The 23,323-nt window shown below is 64.5% G+C and carries 17 protein-coding genes; 11 read left to right on the forward strand and 6 right to left on the reverse strand.

The genetic code is table 11. The features are described 5' to 3' along the window. Position 1: 1 nt before the first annotated feature. Complete coding sequence (locus ACWAT4_RS35550; RefSeq protein ID WP_212427665.1) at positions 2-1,069, reverse strand: glycosyltransferase; 1,068 nt, start codon at positions 1,067-1,069, stop codon at positions 2-4. A gap of 240 nt (positions 1,070-1,309) precedes the next feature. Here ACWAT4_RS35550 and ACWAT4_RS35555 point away from each other — a divergent pair, with 240 nt between their 5' ends. Further along, complete coding sequence (locus ACWAT4_RS35555) at positions 1,310-2,263, forward strand: glycosyltransferase (protein WP_449731307.1); 954 nt, start codon at positions 1,310-1,312, stop codon at positions 2,261-2,263. 11 nt (positions 2,264-2,274) lie between these two features. On the opposite strand, the gene ACWAT4_RS35560 is transcribed toward ACWAT4_RS35555, so the two are convergent. Continuing rightward, positions 2,275-3,303 carry a glycosyltransferase family 2 protein gene (locus tag ACWAT4_RS35560; RefSeq protein ID WP_212297173.1) on the reverse strand — a complete coding sequence of 343 codons (1,029 nt, stop codon included), beginning with the start codon at positions 3,301-3,303 and terminating at the stop codon, positions 2,275-2,277. A gap of 393 nt (positions 3,304-3,696) precedes the next feature. On the opposite strand from ACWAT4_RS35560, the gene ACWAT4_RS35565 reads away from it, so the two are divergent. From ACWAT4_RS35565 to galE, 4 genes are all read left to right on the forward strand, one after another. Continuing rightward, positions 3,697-3,927 (forward strand): hypothetical protein, encoded by a 231-nt coding sequence (locus tag ACWAT4_RS35565; RefSeq protein ID WP_212427664.1) that lies wholly within the window; start codon positions 3,697-3,699, stop codon positions 3,925-3,927. A 296-nt stretch (positions 3,928-4,223) separates the two neighbouring features. Continuing rightward, a complete protein-coding gene (locus ACWAT4_RS35570; RefSeq protein ID WP_449729261.1) occupies positions 4,224-6,518 on the forward strand; it encodes an exopolysaccharide transport family protein in 2,295 nt (764 codons plus the stop codon). Beyond that, on the forward strand, positions 6,511-7,317 hold the full coding sequence (locus ACWAT4_RS35575; protein WP_212297176.1) for a WecB/TagA/CpsF family glycosyltransferase: 807 nt from the start codon (positions 6,511-6,513) through the stop codon (positions 7,315-7,317). The genes ACWAT4_RS35570 and ACWAT4_RS35575 overlap by 8 nt, the downstream gene beginning before the upstream one ends. A gap of 19 nt (positions 7,318-7,336) precedes the next feature. Further along, positions 7,337-8,329 carry a UDP-glucose 4-epimerase GalE gene (gene galE / locus ACWAT4_RS35580; RefSeq protein ID WP_212297177.1) on the forward strand — a complete coding sequence of 331 codons (993 nt, stop codon included), beginning with the start codon at positions 7,337-7,339 and terminating at the stop codon, positions 8,327-8,329. Between the two features lie 13 nt (positions 8,330-8,342). On the opposite strand, the gene ACWAT4_RS35585 is transcribed toward galE, so the two are convergent. Next, positions 8,343-12,458: a bifunctional diguanylate cyclase/phosphodiesterase gene (locus ACWAT4_RS35585; RefSeq protein WP_449729262.1), complete on the reverse strand. Its 4,116-nt coding sequence runs from the start codon at positions 12,456-12,458 to the stop codon at positions 8,343-8,345. A 307-nt stretch (positions 12,459-12,765) separates the two neighbouring features. On the opposite strand from ACWAT4_RS35585, the gene ACWAT4_RS35590 reads away from it, so the two are divergent. From ACWAT4_RS35590 to ACWAT4_RS35600, 3 genes are read left to right on the forward strand one after another with little or no spacing between them, the layout of a single operon-like run. Next, positions 12,766-13,818 carry an Ldh family oxidoreductase gene (locus ACWAT4_RS35590; protein ID WP_212297179.1) on the forward strand — a complete coding sequence of 351 codons (1,053 nt, stop codon included), beginning with the start codon at positions 12,766-12,768 and terminating at the stop codon, positions 13,816-13,818. Positions 13,819-13,839: 21 nt separating this feature from the next. Further along, positions 13,840-15,207, forward strand: coding sequence for an LLM class flavin-dependent oxidoreductase (locus ACWAT4_RS35595; protein ID WP_449729263.1), 1,368 nt, complete (start codon positions 13,840-13,842; stop codon positions 15,205-15,207). A gap of 15 nt (positions 15,208-15,222) precedes the next feature. Continuing rightward, entirely contained in the window at positions 15,223-16,050 is an 828-nt protein-coding gene (locus ACWAT4_RS35600) for a fumarylacetoacetate hydrolase family protein (RefSeq protein WP_449729264.1), read from the forward strand. Here the strand turns inward: ACWAT4_RS35600 and ACWAT4_RS35605 are convergent. Next, positions 16,010-16,930, reverse strand: coding sequence for a LysR family transcriptional regulator (locus tag ACWAT4_RS35605; RefSeq protein WP_449729265.1), 921 nt, complete (start codon positions 16,928-16,930; stop codon positions 16,010-16,012). The two genes, ACWAT4_RS35600 and ACWAT4_RS35605, sit on opposite strands and share 41 nt — an antisense overlap. 88 nt (positions 16,931-17,018) lie before the next feature. On the opposite strand from ACWAT4_RS35605, the gene ACWAT4_RS35610 reads away from it, so the two are divergent. Both ACWAT4_RS35610 and ACWAT4_RS35615 read left to right on the forward strand, forming a co-directional pair. Beyond that, a complete protein-coding gene (locus ACWAT4_RS35610) occupies positions 17,019-17,426 on the forward strand; it encodes a hypothetical protein (RefSeq protein WP_449729266.1) in 408 nt (135 codons plus the stop codon). Continuing rightward, positions 17,423-17,983, forward strand: coding sequence for a hypothetical protein (locus ACWAT4_RS35615; RefSeq protein ID WP_449729267.1), 561 nt, complete (start codon positions 17,423-17,425; stop codon positions 17,981-17,983). Before ACWAT4_RS35610 ends, ACWAT4_RS35615 begins: the two co-directional genes overlap by 4 nt. A gap of 178 nt (positions 17,984-18,161) precedes the next feature. On the opposite strand, the gene ACWAT4_RS35620 is transcribed toward ACWAT4_RS35615, so the two are convergent. Then, entirely contained in the window at positions 18,162-18,617 is a 456-nt protein-coding gene (locus tag ACWAT4_RS35620) for an Lrp/AsnC family transcriptional regulator (protein ID WP_212445357.1), read from the reverse strand. Positions 18,618-18,770: 153 nt separating this feature from the next. Between ACWAT4_RS35620 and ACWAT4_RS35625 the strand changes: the two genes are divergently transcribed. Then, positions 18,771-22,220: an indolepyruvate ferredoxin oxidoreductase family protein gene (locus ACWAT4_RS35625; RefSeq protein WP_449729268.1), complete on the forward strand. Its 3,450-nt coding sequence runs from the start codon at positions 18,771-18,773 to the stop codon at positions 22,218-22,220. Between the two features lie 62 nt (positions 22,221-22,282). Here the strand turns inward: ACWAT4_RS35625 and ACWAT4_RS35630 are convergent, their stop codons facing one another. Continuing rightward, a complete protein-coding gene (locus tag ACWAT4_RS35630; RefSeq protein ID WP_449729269.1) occupies positions 22,283-23,191 on the reverse strand; it encodes a LysR family transcriptional regulator in 909 nt (302 codons plus the stop codon). Positions 23,192-23,323 lie beyond the last annotated feature (132 nt).

Here is a 23,323-nt window from a genome sequence, read left to right on the forward strand (position 1 = left end):
TCTAGCCCATCCCCGTTAACCATCCGTCAAGCAGCACACCGGGCTCGGCGGGAACCTGGCTCTGCCGTGCGACGCTGCGCGCGATCTCGTAATATTGCAGCGCGCGCTGCTCCAGCGTCAGGTTGTCCAGGATGTAGCCGCGCGGATCGAATCTGCCCGCGGTGCAGCCGGCCCAGAAATCGGTCCAGCGCTCCTCGAAGCCGGCGCGGTCGGCGAATTTGAGCCCGCAGCGATCGTCCCAATAGGGCACCGACGACACCGGCCCGAACTGCACCCGATGCGGATAATAGTCGGGATCCCGCCACGGGCCGCCGGGATCCCAGGCAAACACGGGCACCCCGGAGGACAGCGCCTGCTGATAGGCGATGCCCTGGCTCTCGCTCTGGCACAGGAAGATCATTGTCCGCGAGCGCGCCAGCGCGGCCTGGTAATCTTCCTCCTTGTAGCTGCCGTAGCGCAGCTCGGTGAACGTTCGGCCTTCCCTCACGAGCCGGGCGCGGACCGGCTCGACCAGCTCCGGCACGCAGCGCTCACGGTTCAAGCTGACCTTGTCGTAGAGCAGAACGTCGACGGTCTTGTCGCGCGGGCGCGACGGCGCCCAGAGTTCGGTATCGATGCCGACGGGCCAGGCTTCGGTCTCCGGCCAATGGGGCCGGTACATGTCGGCATACCAGTCGCCGGGCACCAGGAATTTCTTGACCGGAAGCCGCTTGAACAGCTCGGGATCGTCGAACGGATGGTTATAGGCGGCAACTCCGAGCAGGATCGGGTTCTTCCACGCGAATTTGTTCAGCAGGAAGGCGCGGCCGATGATGCACGCGACCTCTTCCGGGTGCTGTGCGACGTAGCCGTAGTCGTTGACGCGATAACGAATGCCGAGCCGGTCGAGCCCGGCACAGAGATTGAGGAACACGCGCAGCTGCCCGCTCATGCGCGGCTCGCCGAACAGCATCTTGCGCGCCATGCGCCGCAGATGGCGATCGCCGGGGAACCAGCGATCGTCCTTGTCCTCGAAGAAGAGGTTGAGGATCATGGCGTCGGGATCGTAATCGAATGTCTTTGCGGGCACTTGCATCCATCCGCGGCAATCAGGCCCGCATTCTCGCATGAGACCGGCCGTCGCACTTCTCGAAAGCTGCGACAGACTTAACGCCAGAGGGTTTAACGCTAATCTACGAAACTGGCGACGTCGGCGGCGTTGCAACAACGATTTGATCGTTATGCGGGTATCATCCGCGACGGCCGCACGAGGCGGCTGGTTAACGGATCCTTAAAGACGACGAGCCATCGCTTGACCCTCGCCGACGCCATGCTCGATACACCGGCCGCCGCGCCCGCGGTGACGGATGCGTGCGCCATGTCGCCCGCGGTTTCCGTCGTCATCCCCGCGAAAAATGCCGCGGCCTATCTCGGCGAGACCATCGCAAGCGCGCTGGCGCAAGCCGACGTCACCGAGGTGATCGTTGTCGACGACGGGTCGACCGATGACACCGTGGCAATTGTGAGATCTATCCGCGATCCCCGGCTGCGCCTGATGACGAACGACGCCACGGGCGTGTCGGCCGCACGAAATCTCGGCGCACGAACCGCGCGCGGAAATTGGCTGGTCTTCCTCGATGCCGATGATCGCCTGCGGCCCAATGCGGTGACGACGCTGCTGGCGGCAGCAAAGGCCGCGCCGCATGCGGTGCTGGTCTATGGCGATTACAACACGATCGACAGCGCCGGACGGAGGATCGGCCGCCGCGATTTGCTGAAAGGACGCCAAAAGCCCTCGGGCAACGTGCTGGAGCGCCTCGCCGGCGGAAATTTCATCGTCAACGGCGGGATCATGCTGATCCGCAGCGAGGCCTTCCGTGCCACCGGCGGCTTCGACATCTCGCTCCGCTATTGCGAGGACTGGCATTGCTGGTGCCGCCTCGCCGCAACAGGCGAGTTCGTCTATGTGCCAAAGCTTCTCCTCGACTATCGGCTTCACACGGCCAACACCATGAACGCTGCGGTGCGGACGCCGCAGGATTTCTTCCCGGCGGTGGCGCGCGTGTTCGACGATGAATTGATCCTCCGCAAGCTGCCGTCAGGTGCGGCGCCCCGGTTGCGGCAATCGGCCGAAATCCATCTCGTGACCTATGCGGCAACACAGGCGGTCCGCTTCGGGCGATATCGCGAGGCGCTTGGCTATCTCGGCATGGTCGGGCGGCGCTCGCTCAAGGCGATGCCGCGATCAGCAGTCAAGATCGCTCTTTCGTACTTTGGAATCTAGCGGCTGACGCGTCAGGAAACGATCTTCGAGGCCTCATAGGGCTTCGGATCGTAGCCCAACGCCGCGAGCGCAGAACCGACAGCCACCAGCACGGGGTGCATCGCGACGACCGCTTTCGATGACGTCAGCAGGCGAGCCGAGCGCACCAGCGACAGCGGCAACCGGGCCAGCGTTTGCGCAAACACGCGCACCCGCTCCGCCACACCCTGCGCAGCCTTGACCCGCACACGGTAGTTGATCACCCCGATGCGAAGACCGCGCCTGACGATCCAGCCGAAGCTGGTGCGGCTCTGCGGCACGGTCTCGGTGATGACGGCCTCCGCCGTCCAATGGAAAAGCATGCCGGCATTGCGGCCGCGATAGAAGAAATCGCAATCACCGCCGCCGAGAAAATTGAAGCGCAGATCGAAGGCGGGACTGCCGAGCCGCTCGAATGCCGCGCGCGTGATCAGGCAATTGCCGCAGCCATAGATCAGCGGCACGGCTCCAGTGTAGTCGTAGGTGGGACAGAACGCGGGATGACGCGCGAGCCAAGGCTGGCTGTCGTCGTCGAACACCGGGAGCACGGGTCCGCCGACCACGTCGGCACCGGTCGCCTCCGCGGTGCGGACCATCAATTCGAGCCAGTCGGGCGAAGCGATCTCGTCGTCGTCGATCATCAGGAAGCGGGTCGCGGCGGGAAACAGCGCCTGCGCCGTCTCGAACGCGGCGTTGATCGCCTGGCAATTGCCTTGCCGTTTCTCGATCAGGCAAACGCCTTGAAGCTTGCCGGAAGCGAGGTACTCCGCGGCCACCGGCGCGCTCGCGCGGCCTGCCGCATCGTTCTCCACCATCACCACCGCGAAAGAACGCGGCGTGCGCTGGTCGACGAGCGAGTCCAGCGTCAGCCGCAGGTGGTCGGGGCGGCGGAAACAGGGAATGCAGACGACGATGCCGACCGAAAGATCGATGACGCGCGAGCTCGCCGCGATCTCCCGGTTGGGATCGCGCACGGCATCCGAGATCCGGCTGGCGGACAAATCTGTCGGAATCAGCGTCATTGCGTTCTCAATGCCTGAGATATGTTGAAAAAGCCCTGCGCGCAGTGTCCCGCGACGGCACGGCCGCGCCGGACAGATGCGTCCCAAAATGGGCGGCCTGCTCGCGCGCTCAAACTGCACCGCGACGACAATGTCGCGGATATCAGGCGTTCTACCATGCGCTTAACCGCTTTCGCGTGTTTTCCCTGCGGATTCCTTTGCGCGTGATACTGCAATTCGCAGTCCATCACGCGCCAGCAGCGCAACATGGACGATGCCGTAGTTAACGTGGGGTCCGATTAACCCGACCCTAAGCACCGTGATTGGTGATGTGTCGCGGCATCAGATTTGCTCTTCGAGAGTCGCGAGATTTTTCCTGTAAATTTGAGTCGAACAAGCGCGGTTAGAAAAAAGATGAATAAGTCAGTCACGATCGAGTTCGCGACGACGGCCGAAGCCTGGGATCTCAAAGGTCCCGCCCCCCAGGCGCTGCTCGACCTCGCCGCCGTCGAGGCCCGCGACAGTCTGCTCGGCGTTCACGAGACGCGCCAGCGCTCGCCGCTGCTTGCCGCGCTCGACGACGCACTGATGAATGCCATGCTTCCGCGCCGCGGCGACGATCACGTCGTCCTGCGAAAGGCCTGAGCCCATGCGTGCGCAGCCTGGCCATCAAGCTGCGATGCCAGACGCGCGCGCGCCGCTGGGCGCGCACGGTAACGAACCGTTAATCACTGGGCGGCTGTCGGCGCCGAAGCGGCACAACGACGCGGCAAATGGCGGCCTGCGCTTAAACGCTTTGTTTGCCATTTCGGTGAATAGTCCCTCAATGAGTATGGTTAATTTTCCCTGTTGCGTTGATTGCGCGCCTATATCCCCGGTGCGAGGCGTAAAGCGAAGAGTAACCCCTCAGCCCGCGGCCGTTGGAATGAAAGCTGGGGACTATGCTCGACTATAACCAGCCGATTGATCGCGCGAGACAACCGACCGGTTCGGAGGCCTCGCAGCGGAAGTCCGAGGCCAGCTTCAACGTGCTGGAGCTCGTCAACCTGCTGTGGCGGCGCAAGATCGCGATTGCTTCCGCGGCGCTGATCGGCGCGTGCCTCGCCGTCACCGTCGGCAAGAGCCTGACGCCCCGCTACACCGCCACCGCCCAGCTTTACGTCGACCCGCGCGAGCTTCAGCTCGTCGATCGCGAGCTCACGCCGCGCGCACAGGACGTCTCCGGCATGTCCATGGTGGTGGAGAGCCAGGCACGCCTGATCACCTCCAACAGCGTGCTGCTGCAGGTGATCCAACAGGCCGGTCTCGACAAGGACCCGGAATTCGGCGGCGGCGACAGCAAGACGCTGACGTCCTCCCTGCTCAGCCTGATCGGCCTCCAGCCCCGCGCGCCTTCGGCCGCGGAAGCCAAAGAAGTGCAGCTTGCCGCGCTCGACGCGTTGAACAAGCACATCACGATCCGCAAGACCGAGAAGAGCTTCATCGTCGACATCGAGGTCTGGTCGATTGATCCGGCGAAGGCGGCGATGCTCGCCAACACCCTGACCAACACCTACCTGACGGAATCCCGCAACTCCCAGGCCCTAGCGGCGCGACGCGCGACCAGTGAATTGTCGGGCCGGCTGAAGGAGCTGCGCGAACGGCTGCGCAACGCCGAAACAGCACTTGCCACCTACAAGGCCCAGAACAATTTCGTCGGCACGCAGGACTCGCTGATCAGCGATCAGCAACTCTCCTCCAGCAACCAGCGGCTGTCCGCAGCCCGCGCGGCGACGATGGACGCGCAGGCGCGGCTGGACCAGATCGAGGCGAACAAGCGGACCGCCGCGGATGCAGGCGCGATTCCGGAAGCGCTGCAATCGCCGACGATCGCGAACCTGCGCGCCCAATATGCCGACGCGCGCAAGAAGTATGCGGAGCAGACCGCCGAGCTCGGACCGCGCCACCCCGCCCTGCGCCAGACCGAAAAGCAGGTCGAGGATCTCAAGCGCACCATCAACGAAGAGATCGAGCGCTTTGCGCTGTCCGCCAAGAACGATTTGACGCGCGCCCGCGACTACGAGGCTTCGCTCAACCGGGCGCTGGAAGTGCAGAAGCGGCAGAGCGTGCAGCTCAGCCAGGCCGCCGTGCGCCTGCGCGAGCTCGAGCGCGAGGCCGATGCCAGCCGCGACGTCTATCAATCCTTCCTCAAGCGCTCGCGCGAGACCGAGGAGCAGGAGACGCTCAACACGTCGGCGGCCCGCGTCATCGGCGAGGCCACGGTGCCGCAGCGGCGCTCGTTCCCGCCGGGCATGAGCCTGTTTGCGATGATCGGCTTCATCTTCGGCGCACTCGCGGCCGCCTGCTGGTTCGTCGCGGCCGAGCATCTGTTCAACGGGGCGACGGCCCCCGAACCGAACCGTCGCGAACGCGCGCCCGAACCTGACGTTTCCAAGCCTCAGGGCGAAGCCGCAGCACCTGCACCTGCACCGGCGCTTGCGCTGGTCGAGAAGCCCTTGATCGCGCGTCTCCAGGAGGCCGACGTGATCCGCACGCTCGGCGCCATTCTCGCCACCGGCGGCGGCGTCGATCTGACACGTCTCGGCTGGCCGACGCTGCGGCCCGGGTTTCCGCTGACGACGCTGCTCAACGCCTTTCGCGACATGCGCGCGGCGATGGTCCGCCGCGCCGGCGGCAAGACGACGCCGGTGATGGCGCTGGTCGGCGCCGGCGACACCGAACGCAGCGTGACTGCGCTGAACTTCGCCCTCGCAGCCGCGCGCGACGGCGGTCGTGTCCTGATGATCGACGCCGACCATGAGACGCTCATGCTTTCGAACAAGGTCAATCGCCCCGGCAAGAACGAGCCGGGCAAGCTTGGCTGGCTGTCGATCGGCAACAAGGCCGCGCGCGAAATCAAGACCGTCAGCGGCATCTCGGTGTTACCCGCTACCGAGAGCGACGCCGGCAAGGCCGCTAACGCCATCCGCAGGGCGATCGCCCAGGCGCGCTCGGCCGGTGGCTATGACCTCGTCATTCTCGACGGCCCCGCAATGCCGCTCTCCGCGACCGGCCGCAAGCTGCTGGATAGCGCCGACGCGCTGGTGGCGGTGCTGCCGACCAGCCTCGACATCAACGAGAGCATGGAAGAGATCCTGACCGCGCTCGGCGGCGCCGAACGCAAGCTCGTCGGCGTCGTGCTCGACGAACTCACCCCCGCAACCCAAACGCGCCAGCGAGGCAAACAATATGCTTGAGCGCCGCGTCAATCTGGAAGGTCGGGCCGCAACCGCCGAGGTGCCACGGATTACCGTCGGCGGCCTTCGCATGGCCGCGCTCGACCTGGAAGCAACCGCCGATTTCATGATCGAGGCAACCGATCCGCGTCACCGCATCGGCCGCCCGCTGTTTCTGACCTCGGCCAATGGTGAAGTGCTGGCGCGCTGCTCGACAGAGCCGCAGACCGAGCGCCTGTTCCGTGCCGCCGATCTGATCAATGCCGATGGCCAGCCGCTGGTGGCCGCCTCGAGGCTGCAGTCCTGGTTTCCCCTGCCGGAGCGCGTCGCCACCACGGACCTGTTTCATGTCGTCGCACGCAAGGCGGAGATTGCCGGCCGCAGCTTCTATATGCTCGGCGCCAGCGAGGAAGAGAACGCCGCAGCGGTCAGACGGGTCCAGAACATGTATCCGAAGCTCAGGATCGTCGGATACAGCCATGGTTATCTCCGTGGCGACGCACTCCGCGCCAAGGTCGAGGAGATAAACGCGCTCGCGCCGGATTGCCTGTGGGTGGCGCTCGGCGTGCCCTCGGAGCAGGCCTTCGTCGAAGAGTTCACGCCGCTGCTGACCAATGTCGGCGTCATCAAGACCTCGGGCGGCCTGTTCAACTTCCTGTCGGGCAGCCGCTCTCGCGCGCCGCAATGGATGCAGAGGATCGGGCTCGAATGGGCCTGGCGCACCTGGCTCGAGCCGCGCCGCCTGTTCTGGCGCTATTTGACCACCAACCCCCGCGCGATCTATCTTCTCTTCAGCCGCAACCGGCCCTTCAATCGCTGAACAAGGGTAGACAAACGACATGACCGACCGGCCGACTGTCCTCGTCACGGGAGGCGCGGGCTACATTGGCTCACATGCCTGCCGCGCCCTCGCCGCCGCCGGGTATCGGCCGGTCGTTTACGACAATCTCTCGACAGGTCATCGCAACTTCGTTGCCGGTGAGCTGGTGACGGGCGACCTGCTCGATGGCGCAGCGCTGGCGCGCACCTTTGCCGACCACAAGATCGTGGCGGTGATGCACTTCGCGGCCGCGAGCCTCGTCGGCGAGTCCATGACCGACCCGCAAAAATATTACGTCAACAACGTCCAGGGCACGTTGTCGTTGCTTCAGGCCATGCGCAACGCGGGTTGTCACCGCATCGTGTTCTCTTCGACCGGGGCCGTCTATGGCAATGCCGATTCCAAGGCGCTGCACGAGGATTTCCCCTGCGCACCGATCAATCCCTACGGTGCCTCGAAGTGGATGATCGAGCGGATGCTCGCCGACTACCGCGCGGCTTACGGCTTCGGCGCGTTCTGCCTGCGCTATTTCAATGCCAGCGGCGCCGATCCGGCCGGCGGCATTGGCGAATTGCGTGACAATGAGACCCATCTCATTCCGCGCGCGATGATGGCAATGCAGGGCCATGCCGAATTTGCCGTGTTCGGCGACGATTACGACACGCCCGACGGTACCGCGATCCGCGACTACGTCCACGTCACCGACCTTGCCGCGGCACACGTCGCGGCGTTGAAGCTCCTGGAAACGGGACATGCCGGCGGCAGCTTCAATCTCGGCACCGGTTCAGGCTTCTCGGTGCGCGAGATCCTGACCGCCATCCGGCAGGAGACCGGGCGCGAGGTGCCGCACACCATCAAGCCACGCCGGGCCGGCGATCCGACCTATCTCGTTGCCGACCCCTCGGCCGCGCGAAAGGTGCTGGACTTCGTGCCGCGCCATTCCGACCTGCCAACCGTGATCCGCACTGCCTGGGCCTGGCATCAGAAGGCGCATCCGCTGCGGTCGCGTTAAGCAACCGCAGCCGTCAGACGACAGCGCGTTTTCGCTTTGGCGCGGCGGTTTCCTCCACCACCGGCCCCGTCTCCGGCTGCAGCGGCGGCGCGACGGGCAGGACCATCGGCCGTAGCAGTTCGGCCATCTGGTTTGCCGGCAGCGGCTTCGCGATCAGGAAGCCCTGCATTTCGTCACAGCCATGGGTGCGCAGGAACGTCTCCTGCTCGGCGTTCTCGACGCCCTCGGCGACCACAGTCATGCCGAGCGCCTTGCCCATGCTGATGATCGCCTGCGCGATCGCCTGGTCCTCCGAATCCTGCGGCAGGTCACGCACGAAGGAGCGGTCGATCTTGATGGTGTCGATCGGGAAATGCTTCATCAGCGACATCGACGAATAGCCGGTGCCGAAATCGTCGATGGCGAGCCGAATGCCGCGGCTCTGAATCGCGTCGAGCACCTTCAGCGCGCGACCGACATTGCGCATCATCATGCTCTCGGTGACTTCGAGCTGGAGCAGCACCGGCGACATGCCGGAGGCCGCCAAGGCCTCGTCGACGTCCTGCAGCAGATGCTCGTCGGCAAATTGCCGCGGTGACAGGTTCACCGCCATCGACAACGGCAGCAGGCCACGACGCTGCCAGGCCATGGCCTGCGCGCAGGCCTCGTTCAACACCCAGCGGCCGATCGGCACGATCAGGCCGGTCTCTTCCGCCAGTGGAATGAATTGCGCCGGCGAGACGTTGCCGAGATCGGGATGGCTCCAGCGCAGCAGCGCCTCCACACCGGTGATCTGGCCGGTCTCCATGTCGACCTTGGGCTGGTAGTTCAGCGAGAACTGCTCGCGTTCGAGCGCCCGACGCAGCGCGCTTTCCAACGACAAACGCTCGATCGACTGCGTCTTCACTTCCTTGGAGAAGAAGCGATAGCCGTTCTTGCCGTCTTCCTTGGCGAGATACATCGCCATGTCGGCATTCTTGGTGAGCGTCTGGGCGTCGGCGCCGTTGGCCGGATACATCGCAATGCCGATCGAGGCCGTGGTATGGCACTCGTGGCCGGCGAGCTCCATGGGCTCGGCGAGCGCCGTCAGCAGTCCGGTGGCGATGCGCTGGACGTCGTCGATCTCGCCGCACTGGTCGAGGATCACGACGAACTCGTCGCCGCCGAGACGCGCCACCACGTCGCTTGCGCGCAGCGCATTGCGCAGGCGCGCGGCGACCTCGAGCAGCAGCAGATCGCCCGCCTCGTGGCCCAGCGAATCGTTGATGACCTTGAAGCGGTCGAGATCGATGAACAGGACGGCAAAGCTGTGATCGCCGCGCTGTGCGGTGCCGATCGCCTGGCGCAGCAGGCTGTTGAAGGTCTCGCGGTTCGGCAGGTTGGTCAGGCTGTCGTGCGACGCGAGATACTCGATCCGCTCGTCGGCCTTGTTCTTCTCGTCGGCGCGATCGAAATTCTCCATCGCAAACGAGACGTTGTCCGCAAGGCGCCGCAACAGCTCGACGAACTCCCCGGTGAAGGTGTCGAGCTCGGTGGACATGTAGATCATGACGCCGACGGACTGATCGTGCGTGATCAGCGGGAATGCCGCGCCGGAACGCGCGCCGTCGCTGCGGACGACGGCCTGGAATGCGGTCACGCGGCTGTCGTTGACATAGTCGTTGCTGACACAGGGCTGCCGGGTGCGGAATGCCGTGCCGCTCATGCCGCGGCCTTCGGGCCGGTCGGCGTCGATGGAGAGACGGACGTTTCGCGTGGTCTCGGCTGATGGTCCCGCGCTCGCGACGATCTCGAGCTGATCGCTGTCGGCCCTGGCCAGGGCAATGGTCGTCGAGGTGAACTTGCCGCCGGTGGACGCGGCCTGACACACCAGCTCGAACAGCTCGGTGCGCGACTTGGCACGCACGATCGCTTCGTTGGTAGCACTCAGGGCCGCGAACATCCGCGCCAGGCGCTCCTTCTGCGCCTCGGCCCGCGCCCGCTCCTCGGCCCGGTCGAAATTGTCGAGCGCAAAGGAGACGTTCTCCGCTAGGCGCCCCAGCAGCTGGATGAGATCGGGCGTGAACGTGCCTTCGTCCGGCGAGAGGAACAGCAGGACGCCGATGGCATCGGTGCCGTTCTTCGTCAGCGGAAAGCCGCCGCCGGATTTCGTGCCCTGGTCACGCGCGATTCGGCGCCAGTGCGCCGCCCGAACGTCCGTGAGAAGCTCGTTCGCGACGCAAGGCGCCTTGGTACGGAAGGCGGTGCCGGCCAGTCCGCGCCCTTCAACCTCATCGGCGGACGTCGCAAAACGCCATTGCTCGGCATGATGGCGGCATTCGCCCTTGGTGACGGCGATGTCGAGATGGCGTCCCGTCGGATCGACCATTGCGATCGTGGCCGACGAGAAGGTGCCGCCGAGAACGGCCGCGTCGCACACGGCTTCGAACAGTTCGGTGCGGGTCTTCACGCGCATGATGGCTTCGTTGGTCGCGCTGAGCGCCTCCAGCATGCCGCGCAGACGATTGCGCTGCATCTCGGCTTTCGCCTTCTCGTCCGCGCGGTCGAAATTCTCGAGCGCGAAAGCGACGTTGGCCTGGAGCCGTTGAAGCAACTCGACGAATTCCGGCGTGAACGTGCCGCGCTGCGGCGAGTTGAACAGAAATACACCCTCGACACGGTCGCCGTTGAACAGCGGCAGTGCCGCCGAGGATCCGATGCCGTTGCGGCGGGCATTGTCTTGCCAGGGCTTGGTTCGCTCGTCGGACATCACGTCGTTGCTGATGCAAGGCTGGCGCGTGCGGAAGGCCGTCCCCGTCAACCCGCGCCCCTCGGGCACCTCGTCGGAGGTGGACAATTTGAAGCCGCGGACGGTGTCCGCGTTCGGTCCGTAGCAAGCGACGACGCGGAGCAGCTCGGCCTGGTGATCGACCAGCGCAATGGTGGCCGAGGTGAACTTGGCGCCCTTCGCCGTCGCTGCGCAGACGAGGTCGAACAGCTCGGCCCGCGAATGCGCGCGCAGGATCGCCTCGTTGGTGGCGCTGAGCGCCGCATACATGCGCGAGAGGCGGTCCTCTTCCTCGGCGATCCGGGCCTTCTCGGCTTCACGGCCGAAATTGTCGATCGCAAAGCAGACGTTCTCGGCGATGCGCAGCATCAACGCGACGATTTCCTCGTCCCTGGCCCAGGATTGGCTGAGAAAGGACAGAATCACGCCGATGCTTTGGCCGCGCTTGATCAGGGGCGAGGCGATAACTGCAGCAACGCCCGTATTGATGTTGGTCTGCTCCCAGGGTGTTCCCTTGGTTCGGCGCGCGAGATCGCGTTCGACCTGGGGCCTCTGCGTGCGAAATACTTCGCCGGAAATTCCGCGACCGTAGGGATTTTCGGGATCGGTGGAGTAGCGGGTCTGGGCGACGATCTCCACGTTCTCGCCGGTGCCAGCAACAGGCTTCAGCCAATGCGAGTCCTGCTCCTTGAGCAGAACGAAGGTCGCGATCGACTTGCCGCCATGCACCGAAGCGTCGCACACGAGCTGGTACAGCTCCCGCTCGGTTTTGGCACGCAGGATGGCTTCATTGGTCGCGCTGAGCGCGCCGAACATGCGGTTGAGCCGCCGCGTTGCCCGCTCGCTGGCCTGCCGCGCAGTCTCGCGCGAGAAGTTCTCCAGCGCATAGGAAATGTTGGCCGACATGCGCTCGAACAGCGATACCATCTGATCGCTCAGCGAGCCGGCCTCGCTGCGGGTCACGAACAGCACACCGACGCTCTTGCCGTTGCAGAGAAGCGGCAGCGCCGCCGCGGCGCCGATGTTCGCCCTGGCTGCGCCCTCTCGCCATGCCAGCGAGCGCGGATCGTTCAGATAGTCATTGCTGATGCAGAGCTTCTGGCTGCGAAATGCTTCGCCGCCGACGCCCGAGCCCTCGGGCGCGTCAGCTTCGGTCGTGATCTTGAGCGCGCGCAGGCGCGCCACGTCATCACCGCGTCCCGCGGCAAAGCGCAAGTGACGGCCATCCGGCTCCACCAGGAACACGGCGACGGCCATGAAGTCCCCACTCGAAAACCCGGCGTCGCAGACCATCTGGTACAGCTCGTCAGGCGATTTCGCGTAGAGGATCGCTTCATTGATGGCGCTCAACGCCGCAAAGGTGCGCGCGAGTGTCGTCGGCACGATCTCAGCTCCCAGGCATCTCTGCCATTTTCTCCCAGGCCAGTTTATGAACGGGGATCGCCTAAGTGGTCGTTATTGCGCGCTGCAAACCCTCGATCAAAGTGAACGAGCTGCGAACGCCGGGTGCAAAACTTCCGGGAATACCGCCGCGCGGGAGGACTCTGCGACGAAAGGCGTGCTCTCTTTACGAATTTGCAGCCCTGTACTGGTTTACGGGAGATTGATATCGCAGCTCCGCTTTGAGACGATGGCTTGCAAGATGGCTTGCAACAAGCGGCCCGCTAAGGGCACCAGCCGAGGGAACGCCATGCCCATCGTCAAGGCCGATCGCCTTACGCTCGTCAGCGCTGCGCTGCTCCGCGCGGCCGGCGCCTCCGAGGAAGAAGCCGACGCCGTCGCGGTCGGCTGCGTCAACGCCAATCTCGCCGGCCATGACTCCCACGGCGTCATCGCGGTTCCGACCTATATCGACCGTATCAAGGCCGGGCACATCGTCCCCGGCGCCAAATGGACCATCGTCCAGGAATCGCCGACCACGACCGTGATCGACGGCCATTGGGGTTTTGGCTTCCACGTCAACGCCAAGGCGATGGCGCTGACGATCGAAAAGGCCAGGACGGCAAACGTCGCCGCCTGCACCGTGTTCCGGCAGAGCCATGTCGGCCGCCTCGCCGCCTATCCGCTGATGGCGATGCGCGAAGGCATGATCGGGATTGCCACCGCGGATTCCGGCCGGTCGCCGAAGCACGTCGCGCCGTTCGGCGGCAAGGAGGCGCGGCTCGGCACCAACCCGATCTCGATCGCGGTGCCGTCGGATCTCGAGGCGCCGTTCTACCTGGACATGGCGACCTCGGCGGTCGCGGCCGGCAAGATCCAGCTCGCGGTCGCTCGCGGCGAGGAGATTCCGACGGGGTGGATCATCGACGCCGGCGGGCGGCACACCACCGATCCCACTCAATATCGCAAGGGCGGCGCGCTGCTGCCGCTCGGCGGCACCGAGGGCTACAAGGGCAGCGGTCTCGCCGCCATGGTCGAGGTGCTCTGCGGCCTGCTCACCGGTCTCGGCTTCGGCGTCGAGCCGACAGGGCGGCACAATGACGGATGCTTCATGGCGGTGTTCAACGTCGCCGCATTCCGTCCGCTGAAGGAGTTCAAGCGCGAGGTCGCGGAGTTCGCGCAGTACCTGAAATCGACGCCGCCCTCGGAGGGCAGCAAAGGCGTCTACTATCCCGGCGAGATCGAGGGCGTGCGCGAGCGACAGCGCCTGCGCGACGGCATCGAGGTCGAGGATGCGACCTGGGAGAAGCTGCGCGCACTGGCGCGCGAATACAGGCTCGACACCGTCCTCGATCTGAGCTGAGGCAATCCGGAGAACAGCAGCATGAATCGGCAGATGGTCCTGGTCGGCTTCCTTCAGGCGCAGAACTGCACGAACTTGCCTAGCTCCTGGCGGCATCCGGACTCGCGCAGCGATTCGATGTCGGCGGACTATTACCAGGAGATCGCGAAAATCCTCGAAGCCGGCAAATTCCACATGGCCTTCTTCGACGATCGCCTCGCGATGCCGGACCGCTACGGCAACGACCATGCCCACACCGTCGAATACGGCATCCGCTGCGTGAAGATGGATCCGCTGATCGTGCTGACCACGATGGGCATGGTCACCGACAAGCTTGGCCTCGGCGCAACCTGCTCGACCACCTATTACGAGCCCTTCGATGTCGCCCGCCGCTTCGCGACGCTCGACCTGATGTCGGGCGGGCGTGCGGGCTGGAACGTCGTGACATCGCTCAACGACGGCGAGGCGCTCAACATGGGGCGCGACTCCCACCCCGAACATGATTCCCGCTACGACAAGGCCGACGAGTTCATGGAGGTCGTGCTCGGCCATTGGGACACCTGGGAAGACGGCGCGCTCATCATGGACAAAAAGAGCGGGCGCTTTGCCGATCCGGCCAAGGTGAAGCGGCTCGATCACAACGGGCCGTCCTTCAAGTCGCGCGGCCCGTTCACCGTGCCGCGCTCGGAGCAGGGCCACCCCGTCATCATCCAGGCCGGCGCATCCGGCCGCGGCCAGCGCTTTGCGGGCCGATGGGGCGAGGTCATCTTCACCGCCGCGCGCAACCTCGCCGCGGCCAAAGAGGGCTATGCGGCCGTGCGCAACGAGGCCGCAAAGGCCGGCCGCGATCCCGAACAGATGTTTCTGTGCAATCTGACGACGCCGGTCTGCGCCGCGACGAAGGCGGAAGCCGAGGACAAGATGGCCCTGATCAACAAGCTTCCGCTCGAAATCGACGCGCTGTCATTGCTCGCCGAGGCACTCAATTACGACTTCGCGTCCAAGGATCTCGACGAACCGCTGACGACGGACGAACTGAAGAGCATGCAGGGCATTCTCGGCATCCGCGACGGCGTGCTGAAGACTTCAGGCAACAGCAATCCGAGCGCGCGCGACTTCGTCACCTTCTCCGGCCGCGGCCAGGTGCACGACGCCATGGTCGGCGGGCCCAAGGAAATTGCGGACAAGCTGGAGGAAATGTTCGTCGAGCGCGGCTGCGACGGCTTTGTCATCGCCGCGACTTACGTGCCGGGCTCCTACGCCGATTTCGTGCAGCATGTCGTGCCGGAACTGCAGCGGCGTGGGCTGTTCCAGAGAGACTATCGCGGCAAGACGCTGCGGGACAATCTCGGCTTGAGCCGACCTGCCGCCGGTGCATGGAAGGTGCAGCCGCGCGACGCCGCGGAATAGCAACGAGGACAGACCATGCGCTGGCTGAAATTCACCGCCTCCGGCAAAACCTCCTGGGGCCTCGTCGAAGGCGACCAGGTGATCGCGGTCGACGGCGCCCCCTTCAGCGAATGGCGGCGAACCCCGCGCATGCATCCGCTGGCCCAGGTCAAGATCGAGCTGCCGTTGATCCCGCGCACCTTCTATTGCGTCGGCCTGAACTACCTGAAGCACCTGAAGGAAGCCGCCGACAAGCGCGGCGAGGTGCCGGCCGTGCCTGACAGGCCCGAGATCGGCTACCGCGCCCAGAATGCGCTGATCGCGCATGACGAGGATGTCGTGATGCCGTCCTTCGCAACCGAGAAAATCCACTACGAGGGCGAGTTCGTCGTCGTCATCGGCAAGAAGGTGAAGCACCTCACCGCAGCGAACGCGATGGACTGCGTGTTCGGCTACACCATCGGCAACGACGTCAGCGAGCGCTCCTGGCAGAAGGTCGATCGCAGCCTGTGGCGCTCGAAGAACGCGGACACATTCAAGCCGATGGGCCCGTGGATCGAGACCGAGGCCGATCTCACCAGGATGGAAACCATCGTGCGGGTGAACGGCAGGGAGACCAACCGCTTCGCTACCGGCGACATGATCTTTGGCGTGGTGCCGTTCCTGGTCGAGCTGACCAAGTACTTTACGCTGTGGCCGGGCGACGTGATCTGGATGGGCACGGACGGGGCGTCACCCGACATCAGGCACGGCGACGTCGTGGAGATTGAGATTACCGGCGTCGGAACATTGCGGAACAGGTTTGTGCGGGAGGGGCAGTCGGTCAGCTCGAGCCGGCCGACCGGCTCTTCACATGGTCGATGAAGGCGCGCAGCTTCGGCATGATCTGCCGATGGCTGGGATAGTAGAGAAACACACCCGGGGTCATCTGCGAAAATTGCTCCAGCACACGGACGAGCTTTCCCGCCGCGATGGCGCCGGTAGCCAATGGTGCGGGCACTTGCGCAAGACCGACACCTTCGATCGCGGCTCCCAGCATCGTCGGAAAATCGTAGGCAATGAACGGGCCCGACACCGCAATCTCGATCGAACGGCCGTTATCCGTAAGCATCCATGATGCAAGCGCGCCGTTCGAGCGCCGCAATCGCAAGCAGGCGTGGGCGCGCAGATCGTCCGGATGCTCGGGCCGGCCGGCCCGGTCAAGGTAAGCGGGACTGCCGACGACGATGAGCGGTAGCGGCTTGGTCAACCGCACCGCAATCATGTCGGGGGTGATGAACTGGCCCATTCTGATGCCGGCATCAAAGCCGCCGGCCGCGAGATCGACAAGTTCCTCCGTTGCGGCAAGCTCGACCTCGATCTCCGGATAGGCCCGGCAGAACGAGGCGATCAGCGGCTCGAGCAGGATCGGAACGACGGAGCGCGGGACGGTCAGGCGCAGCAGCCCGGCCGGCCGCTGACCGAGCTCGCGCGCAGCGCCGCTTGCTGCGACGAGCTCCTCAAAGGCCGGTCTTGCGCGCGCAAAAAATCTCTCGCCAGCTTCCGTCAGACCAACGCTACGGGTGGTGCGGATGAAGAGCGCAGCCCCGACACGCGCTTCGAGTGCGCGGACCGCCTGACTGATCGCCGAGGGCGTGACTCCAAGTTCAGCGGCCGCCCGCCGGAAGCTGCGGTGCTGAGCGACGCTGAGAAACGCCTCGACACCGTCGAGCGCTCCCTGCCTGACTGTGAAGTTCTGCTTCATAGCCTGTCAACATTATCGCGAATAGTCGCTCGTGGAAAGACGACCTACATCCGAACTGCACACGAGCCGCACCGGAGAAGCGAAACCGATGAAGGCAATCCGCAACGCCGTTCTGACACTCGCCCTCACATTGACAGGTGTTACCGCCATGACCGAACCATTCGCTGCCCAAGCACAAGCACAAGCGCTGTCGCCCACGACCACCGGAGTGATGGTCATCCTCACCGTCAAGGCGGGCATTACACGCGAGCAGATCATGGCTGTCATGCCTGATGAAATCAGGCAGACCGTCCAGCTCTATCTCGCTGGAAAAATCCGTGAATGGTATTCGCGATCAGACGGACGCGGCGCTGTCTTTCTGCTCGATGCGAGGGATGATGCCGAAGCGCACGCGATCATGGATGCACTGCCGCTCGCCAGGCAGGATCTGATCGACCACGAATACATCGCGGTCGGTCCGCTCATGCCACTTCGTCTGCTCATGGCGAAACCATGACCGGCCGCTGCCTCGCCCCCCGACCTGACGCACAATTACACGGAGATCCGAACGTGCCACCGGGCTTCAACCTTCCATTCGTCCTCAGTGTTGCCGGCGCCTTGCTGACAAGCGCGGTGGTGGCCTCCATCTACGTTTGGCCCTTTGTCCGTGCGATGCCGCGCCATGATGCGCTGAGACTTCTCGCAGCCTTCCATGCGTTCCGTTTCCTGGGTATGAACTTCATGGTCGCGGGGTTCGTCTCCCCGGAGTTGAGCCCGGATTTCGCCAGCGCGGTCGGATGGGGAGACGTCATCGCCGCCACTCTCGCGCTCATCTCAATGGCGGCGCTCTCCCGGCGATGGTCGATCGCCGTTCCGACGGTCTGGATCTTCAACGTCTGGGGTACGCTCGATCTCCTGAATGCGTATTACGTCGGCGCGACAAAGATTCAGAATCCCGGCCTGTTCGGCGCCGGCATTTATATCCCGGCCCTTTACGTGCCGCTGCTGCTGGTCAGCCACGTCCTTGTCTTCATGCTTCTGCTGAGGCCCGGATCGGAAGCACAGAGATCGTGACGCGACAAGCGGGCCTGCGCTGCATCCCGCCGGCTCGGTGTCCTCGGGTGGCAAAGCGACTTGTCCGCCGTAGCTCGCAGGGCGAAGGCGGAAGCGTGCCCACGATCTGTCGCCATCATTGATGGATCGTGGGCACGGCGCTACGCGCCTTTGCCCATCCTACAGCACTTCCCGTATCTCAAAACGGCAGTGCCACGCCGGTCTTGATTTCCTTCAGCACCACATTGCTGCGAACGTAGCGGATACCGGGAATGCGGAACATGAACTCGTCGAGGAAGCGGTTATAGGCGGCCATGTCCTGCACGACGACGCGCAGGTGATAATCGGCATCGCCCGTGGTCGCAAAACACTCCAGCACCTCGCGGCGCGTGGTGACGCGCGAGACGAACTCGTCGACGAATTTGGCGTCGTGCCGCTCCAGCGAGACATGGAGGATGGCGGACATCGCAAAGCCCGCCTGCTCGCGCGCGACCAGCGCCGCGTAGCCGCGGATGACGCCACTGTCCTCGAGCGCACGCACCCGGCGCCAGCAGGCGGAGGTCGACATGCCGACCTCGTCGGCCAGCTGCTGGTTGGTGGCGCGGCCGTCCTTCTGCAAATGGCTGAGAATCCGTGTGTCCTGATCTTCAATCATTGAAAGCCTCCAATACGATAGATTCTACCAAATTTTACCTCTCTCTGCAAAATCCTACCGAATTGCCCCTCCTACCGGGATAAATAGGTAAGACCTACCAGCCCTCCGGGCCTACCCTTCGCCTATTCGGCAGGATGCCGCGCGAGGTCCGCCATGGACGCCATTCCGTCACTCGACGCCTACGAGCTCTCCGACCGCTACGAGCGCGAAGAGGGCCGCGTCTTCCTCACGGGAACGCAGGCGATTGTCCGCATCGCGCTCGACCAGGCGCGGCGCGATCGTGCGAGCGGCCTCAACACCGCGGGCTTCATCTCCGGCTATCGCGGCTCGCCACTCGGCGGCATCGATCTCGAGCTGTGGCGTATTCAGGAACGTCTCGCGCGGGACCACATCGAATTCCTTCCGGCAGTGAACGAAGACCTCGCGGCCACCGCCGTGCTCGGCTCGCAGCAGGTCGAGACGCAAGCCGATCGCGAGGTCGAAGGCGTGTTTGGCCTCTGGTACGGCAAAGGGCCCGGCATCGACCGCTCCGGCGATGCGCTCAAGCATGGCAATGCCTATGGCGCCTCGCCGCATGGCGGCGTGCTCGTGGTCGCCGGCGACGACCATGGCTGCGTGTCGTCATCGATGCCGCACCAGTCCGACGTCGCCTTCATGAGCTGGTTCATGCCGACGCTGCATCCCGCAAGCGTCGGCGAATATCTCGAATTCGGCGAGTATGGCTACGCGCTGAGCCGCTTCTCCGGCATGTGGGTCGGCTTCAAGGCGATCTCGGAGATCGTCGAGTCCGGCGCCTCCGTCGCGCTGCGCCCATCACGCAGCTTCCGCATGCCCGACTTCACGCCGCCGCCGGGGGGCCTGCACTACCGCTGGCCCGATCTGCCGGGTCCGCAGATCGAGGAGCGGCTGGAGGCGAAGAAGCACGCGGTCTACGCCTTTGCAAAGGCCAATCCGATCGATCGCCACATCTACGACATTGCCAACGCGACCTACGGCATCGTCACCACCGGCAAGGCGCATCTTGACCTGATAGAAGCATTGCGGCTGATGGGCCTCGATGAAGCCGCCTGCCGCAACATCGGCATCGACATCTACAAGGTCGGCATGGTCTGGCCGTTGGCGCTGCACGACGCCATGGATTTCGTGAAGGGCAAGCGTGAGATCCTCGTGGTCGAGGAGAAGCGCGGCATCATCGAGAGCCAGTTCAAGGAGTATTTCTACGACTATCCCGGCACCAAGCCCGAACGCATGGTCGGCAAGCACGACGAACGAGGGGCGCGGCTGATCTCCTGGACCGGTGAATTGTCGCCGCGAGGGTTGGCGTCCGTGTTGGCACGGCGGCTCGATCCGCTGTTTCCGGGGCTCAATCTTGCCGCACGCGCGGCCGCGCTGCTGCCCGAAGCCGCGCGCACGATCAACGTGTCAGGCGCGACGCGCACGCCTTATTTCTGCTCCGGCTGCCCGCACAACACCTCGACAAAGGTCCCGGAGGGATCGAAGGCGCTGGCCGGGATCGGCTGCCATTTCATGGCGAGTTGGATGGACCGCGAGACGTCCTCGCTGATCCAGATGGGCGGCGAAGGCGTCAATTGGGCGGCGTCGTCACGCTTTACCGGCCACAAGCACGTGTTCCAGAATCTGGGCGAAGGCACCTACTACCATTCCGGCTCGATGGCGATCCGGCAGGCGATCGCGGCCAAAGCCAACATCACCTACAAGATCCTGTTCAACGACGCCGTCGCCATGACCGGCGGCCAGCCGGTCGACGGTCCCGTGAGCGTGCAGGCCATTGCGCACAGTGTCCGCGCCGAGGGCGTGACCCGCATCGCGCTGGTGTCTGATGATCCCGAACAATTCTCACCTGCCGACCTGCCCGGCGGCGTCACCATCCATCCGCGCGAGGAAATGGACGCCGTGCAGCGCGAGCTGCGCGACGTCTCCGGCGTCTCGGTGCTCATCTATCAGCAGACTTGTGCGACGGAGAAACGGCGTCGGCGCAAGCGCGGACAGATGACCGATCCCAAACGCTTTGCCTACATCAACGACCTCGTCTGCGAAGGCTGCGGCGACTGCTCGGTCGAGTCCAATTGCCTTAGCGTCGAACCGAAGGAGACGCCGTTCGGCCGCAAGCGCCAGATCAATCTCTCGGCCTGCAACAAGGACTTTTCCTGCCTCAACGGGTTCTGCCCGAGCTTCGTCACCGTCGAAGGCGCGACGCGCCGAAGGAAGAGCGCAAGCGAAATCGACGCGATCGGCCGTGCCGCCACGCTTCCGCTCCCCGCCCCTGCAACGCTCGATCGGCCCTACGACCTGCTCGTGACCGGCGTCGGCGGCACCGGCGTAATCACGGTCGGCGCGCTGATCGGCATGGCCGCGCATCTGGAACGCCGCGGCGTCTCGGTGCTGGACTTTACCGGCTTTGCACAGAAGTTCGGCCCCGTGCTGAGCTACATCCGCCTGGCCGAGAGCCCTGAGGCGCTGCATCAGGTCCGCATCGACCAGGGGGCGGCCGACGCGCTGATCGGCTGCGACCTCGTCGTCAGTTCCTCACCAAAGGCGTCGGGTACCTATCGCCGCGGCACGCGCGCCGCAATCAATACCGCGGAGATGCCGACGGGCGACGTCGTCCGCTTCCGCGACGCCGACCTCGCTTCGCCTGCCCGCCTGCGCGCAATCCGGCAGGTCATCGGCGACGGCAATATCGACACGATGAACGCGAATGTGCTGGCCGAACGCCTGCTCGGCGACGCCGTCTATGCCAACATCATCATGCTAGGCTTTGCCTGGCAGCGCGGGCTGGTGCCGATCTCGCTGCAAGCGCTGCTGCGCGCGATCGAGCTGAACGGCGTCGCGGTCGAGCGCAACAAGCAGGCTTTTGCCTGGGGCCGGATCTCCGCTGCCGATCCTGACTTCTTACCAAAGACGGAGGCGGCGCCAAACGCCGAGACATTCGACCAGCTCATCGCCCGGCGTGCGGATTTCCTCACGGCCTACCAAGACGAAGCCTACGCGGCGCGCTATCGGGCGCTCGTCGCAACAGTCCGCGATGCCGAAGCCGTCCTCGACAGCGAGGCGCTGACCGAAACCGTCGCGCGCACACTGTTCAAGCTGATGGCCTACAAGGACGAATACGAGGTTGCGCGCCTGCACATGCAGAGTGGTTTCCTCGACGAACTGAAGCGGGAATTCGAAGACGGCTTCAGCATCAAATATCATCTGGCGCCACCATTCCTGCCGTCCAGCCACGACGCGCGCGGCCGGCCGCGCAAGCGCGCCTTCGGCCAGTGGATCCAGACGCCACTGGCCATGCTCGCGAGGTTGAAGCGGCTGCGCGGAACGCCGTTCGATCCGTTCGGCTATACCGCCGAACGGCGCACTGAGCGCGAGCTGATCGGCTGGTACGAGGGAGTGATCGCACAAATACTCGATCGGCTCGACACGGCTGATCTTTCCGATCTCGTCACCATCGCCAAAGCCCCGATGGAGATCCGCGGCTACGGCCCGGTAAAAGACGCCGCGATCGCGAAGGTGAGATCCCAAGTCGAGCGGCTGCTCGCCGGTCTGACGGCATCTGCGCCGGCAAAGATGCGCGCCACCGGTTGACGTGACGTCACCGAGGTGTTCGGGTGGCTCCCTGATGGTTGCTGCGACACCGTCGGCTGATCTCACGAATACGGATTGATCAGCTTCTGCTGCTCGGCGCTGTGATGCACGAGCATGTCGATGAAAGTCCTGACCTTCGCCGACAGATGATGACGATGCGGATAGACCGCGTTCATCGACATCTCGACCGGCCGATATTCCGGCAAGAGGCGCACCAGCCGGCCGGCATCGAGATCGTCGCCGACCAAAAATCCGGCCGCCAGACTGACGCCTGCTCCTTGCAATGCCGCCTCCCGCAGGGCTTCGCCGCTATTGGTGATGAGATTGCCCGAGACACGCACCAAGGCGGGCGTGCCCTTGCGATCGAAGAAGCGCCATTCGTCGAAGGGGTAGTTGATGTGGCGCACGCAATTGTGTCCGGCAAGTTCTTCAAGCGTCTGCACGCGTCCATGCGCCTCGATATAGGAATGCGAGCAGCACAGCACGTGCCGCCAGGTCGCAAGGCTCCGCACGATCAGGCTGGAGTCGGGCGGTGCGACCATGCGCAAGGCGAGATCAAAACCTTCTTCGATCAGGTCGACATTGGTCTCGCCCATGCGCAGGTCGACCTTGACCTCCGGATAGGTCGCGAGGAATTCGATCATCACAGGCGCGACGAACGGAACCATATGGGTGGCGGTGTGGATGCGCAGCGTGCCGCGCGGCGCCGATTGCAGCGCGCCGGCGATGTCGTCGGCCTGTTCGAGATCGGCGAGGATCTGGGTCGAGCGGTCGTAATAGGCCTTGCCGATTTCGGTGAGGCTCACCTTTCGCGTGGTGCGGTTGAGCAGCCGGACGCCGAGCCTGTCCTCCAGCGCCTGGACGTGGTTGCTCACCATGGTCGTCGACATGTTCAGACGGCGGGCGGCGGCGGAGAAACCACCGTTTTCGACCACGCGGACGAAGGCCGTGAGGCTGGTGAAGCGGTCCATGGCTTGGGGCTCCGATTATCCGCCATTGCTGGATAATGCTTCCATCAATTCCGGGATTATCACAACCGCCGGGACAACGCATCTTGCACGCATCAAGAGCGCACTGTCCGAAGCAGGCGCATGAAAGTTCCG

This window comes from Bradyrhizobium sp. T-1, assembly GCF_053592855.1.

Coding starts and splice junctions, on each gene's coding strand:
- ACWAT4_RS35605 (WP_449729265.1), bottom strand. CDS start 16,930: ATGAAGCAGAACTTCACAGTCAGGCAGGGAGCGCTCGACGGTGTCGAG.
- ACWAT4_RS35590 (WP_212297179.1), top strand. CDS start 12,766: ATGCCCATCGTCAAGGCCGATCGCCTTACGCTCGTCAGCGCTGCGCTG.
- ACWAT4_RS35630 (WP_449729269.1), bottom strand. CDS start 23,191: ATGGACCGCTTCACCAGCCTCACGGCCTTCGTCCGCGTGGTCGAAAAC.
- ACWAT4_RS35610 (WP_449729266.1), top strand. CDS start 17,019: ATGAAGGCAATCCGCAACGCCGTTCTGACACTCGCCCTCACATTGACA.
- ACWAT4_RS35600 (WP_449729264.1), top strand. CDS start 15,223: ATGCGCTGGCTGAAATTCACCGCCTCCGGCAAAACCTCCTGGGGCCTC.
- ACWAT4_RS35555 (WP_449731307.1), top strand. CDS start 1,310: ATGCTCGATACACCGGCCGCCGCGCCCGCGGTGACGGATGCGTGCGCC.
- ACWAT4_RS35575 (WP_212297176.1), top strand. CDS start 6,511: ATGCTTGAGCGCCGCGTCAATCTGGAAGGTCGGGCCGCAACCGCCGAG.
- ACWAT4_RS35620 (WP_212445357.1), bottom strand. CDS start 18,617: ATGATTGAAGATCAGGACACACGGATTCTCAGCCATTTGCAGAAGGAC.
- galE (WP_212297177.1), top strand. CDS start 7,337: ATGACCGACCGGCCGACTGTCCTCGTCACGGGAGGCGCGGGCTACATT.
- ACWAT4_RS35565 (WP_212427664.1), top strand. CDS start 3,697: ATGAATAAGTCAGTCACGATCGAGTTCGCGACGACGGCCGAAGCCTGG.
- ACWAT4_RS35625 (WP_449729268.1), top strand. CDS start 18,771: ATGGACGCCATTCCGTCACTCGACGCCTACGAGCTCTCCGACCGCTAC.
- ACWAT4_RS35570 (WP_449729261.1), top strand. CDS start 4,224: ATGCTCGACTATAACCAGCCGATTGATCGCGCGAGACAACCGACCGGT.
- ACWAT4_RS35595 (WP_449729263.1), top strand. CDS start 13,840: ATGAATCGGCAGATGGTCCTGGTCGGCTTCCTTCAGGCGCAGAACTGC.
- ACWAT4_RS35615 (WP_449729267.1), top strand. CDS start 17,423: ATGACCGGCCGCTGCCTCGCCCCCCGACCTGACGCACAATTACACGGA.
- ACWAT4_RS35560 (WP_212297173.1), bottom strand. CDS start 3,303: ATGACGCTGATTCCGACAGATTTGTCCGCCAGCCGGATCTCGGATGCC.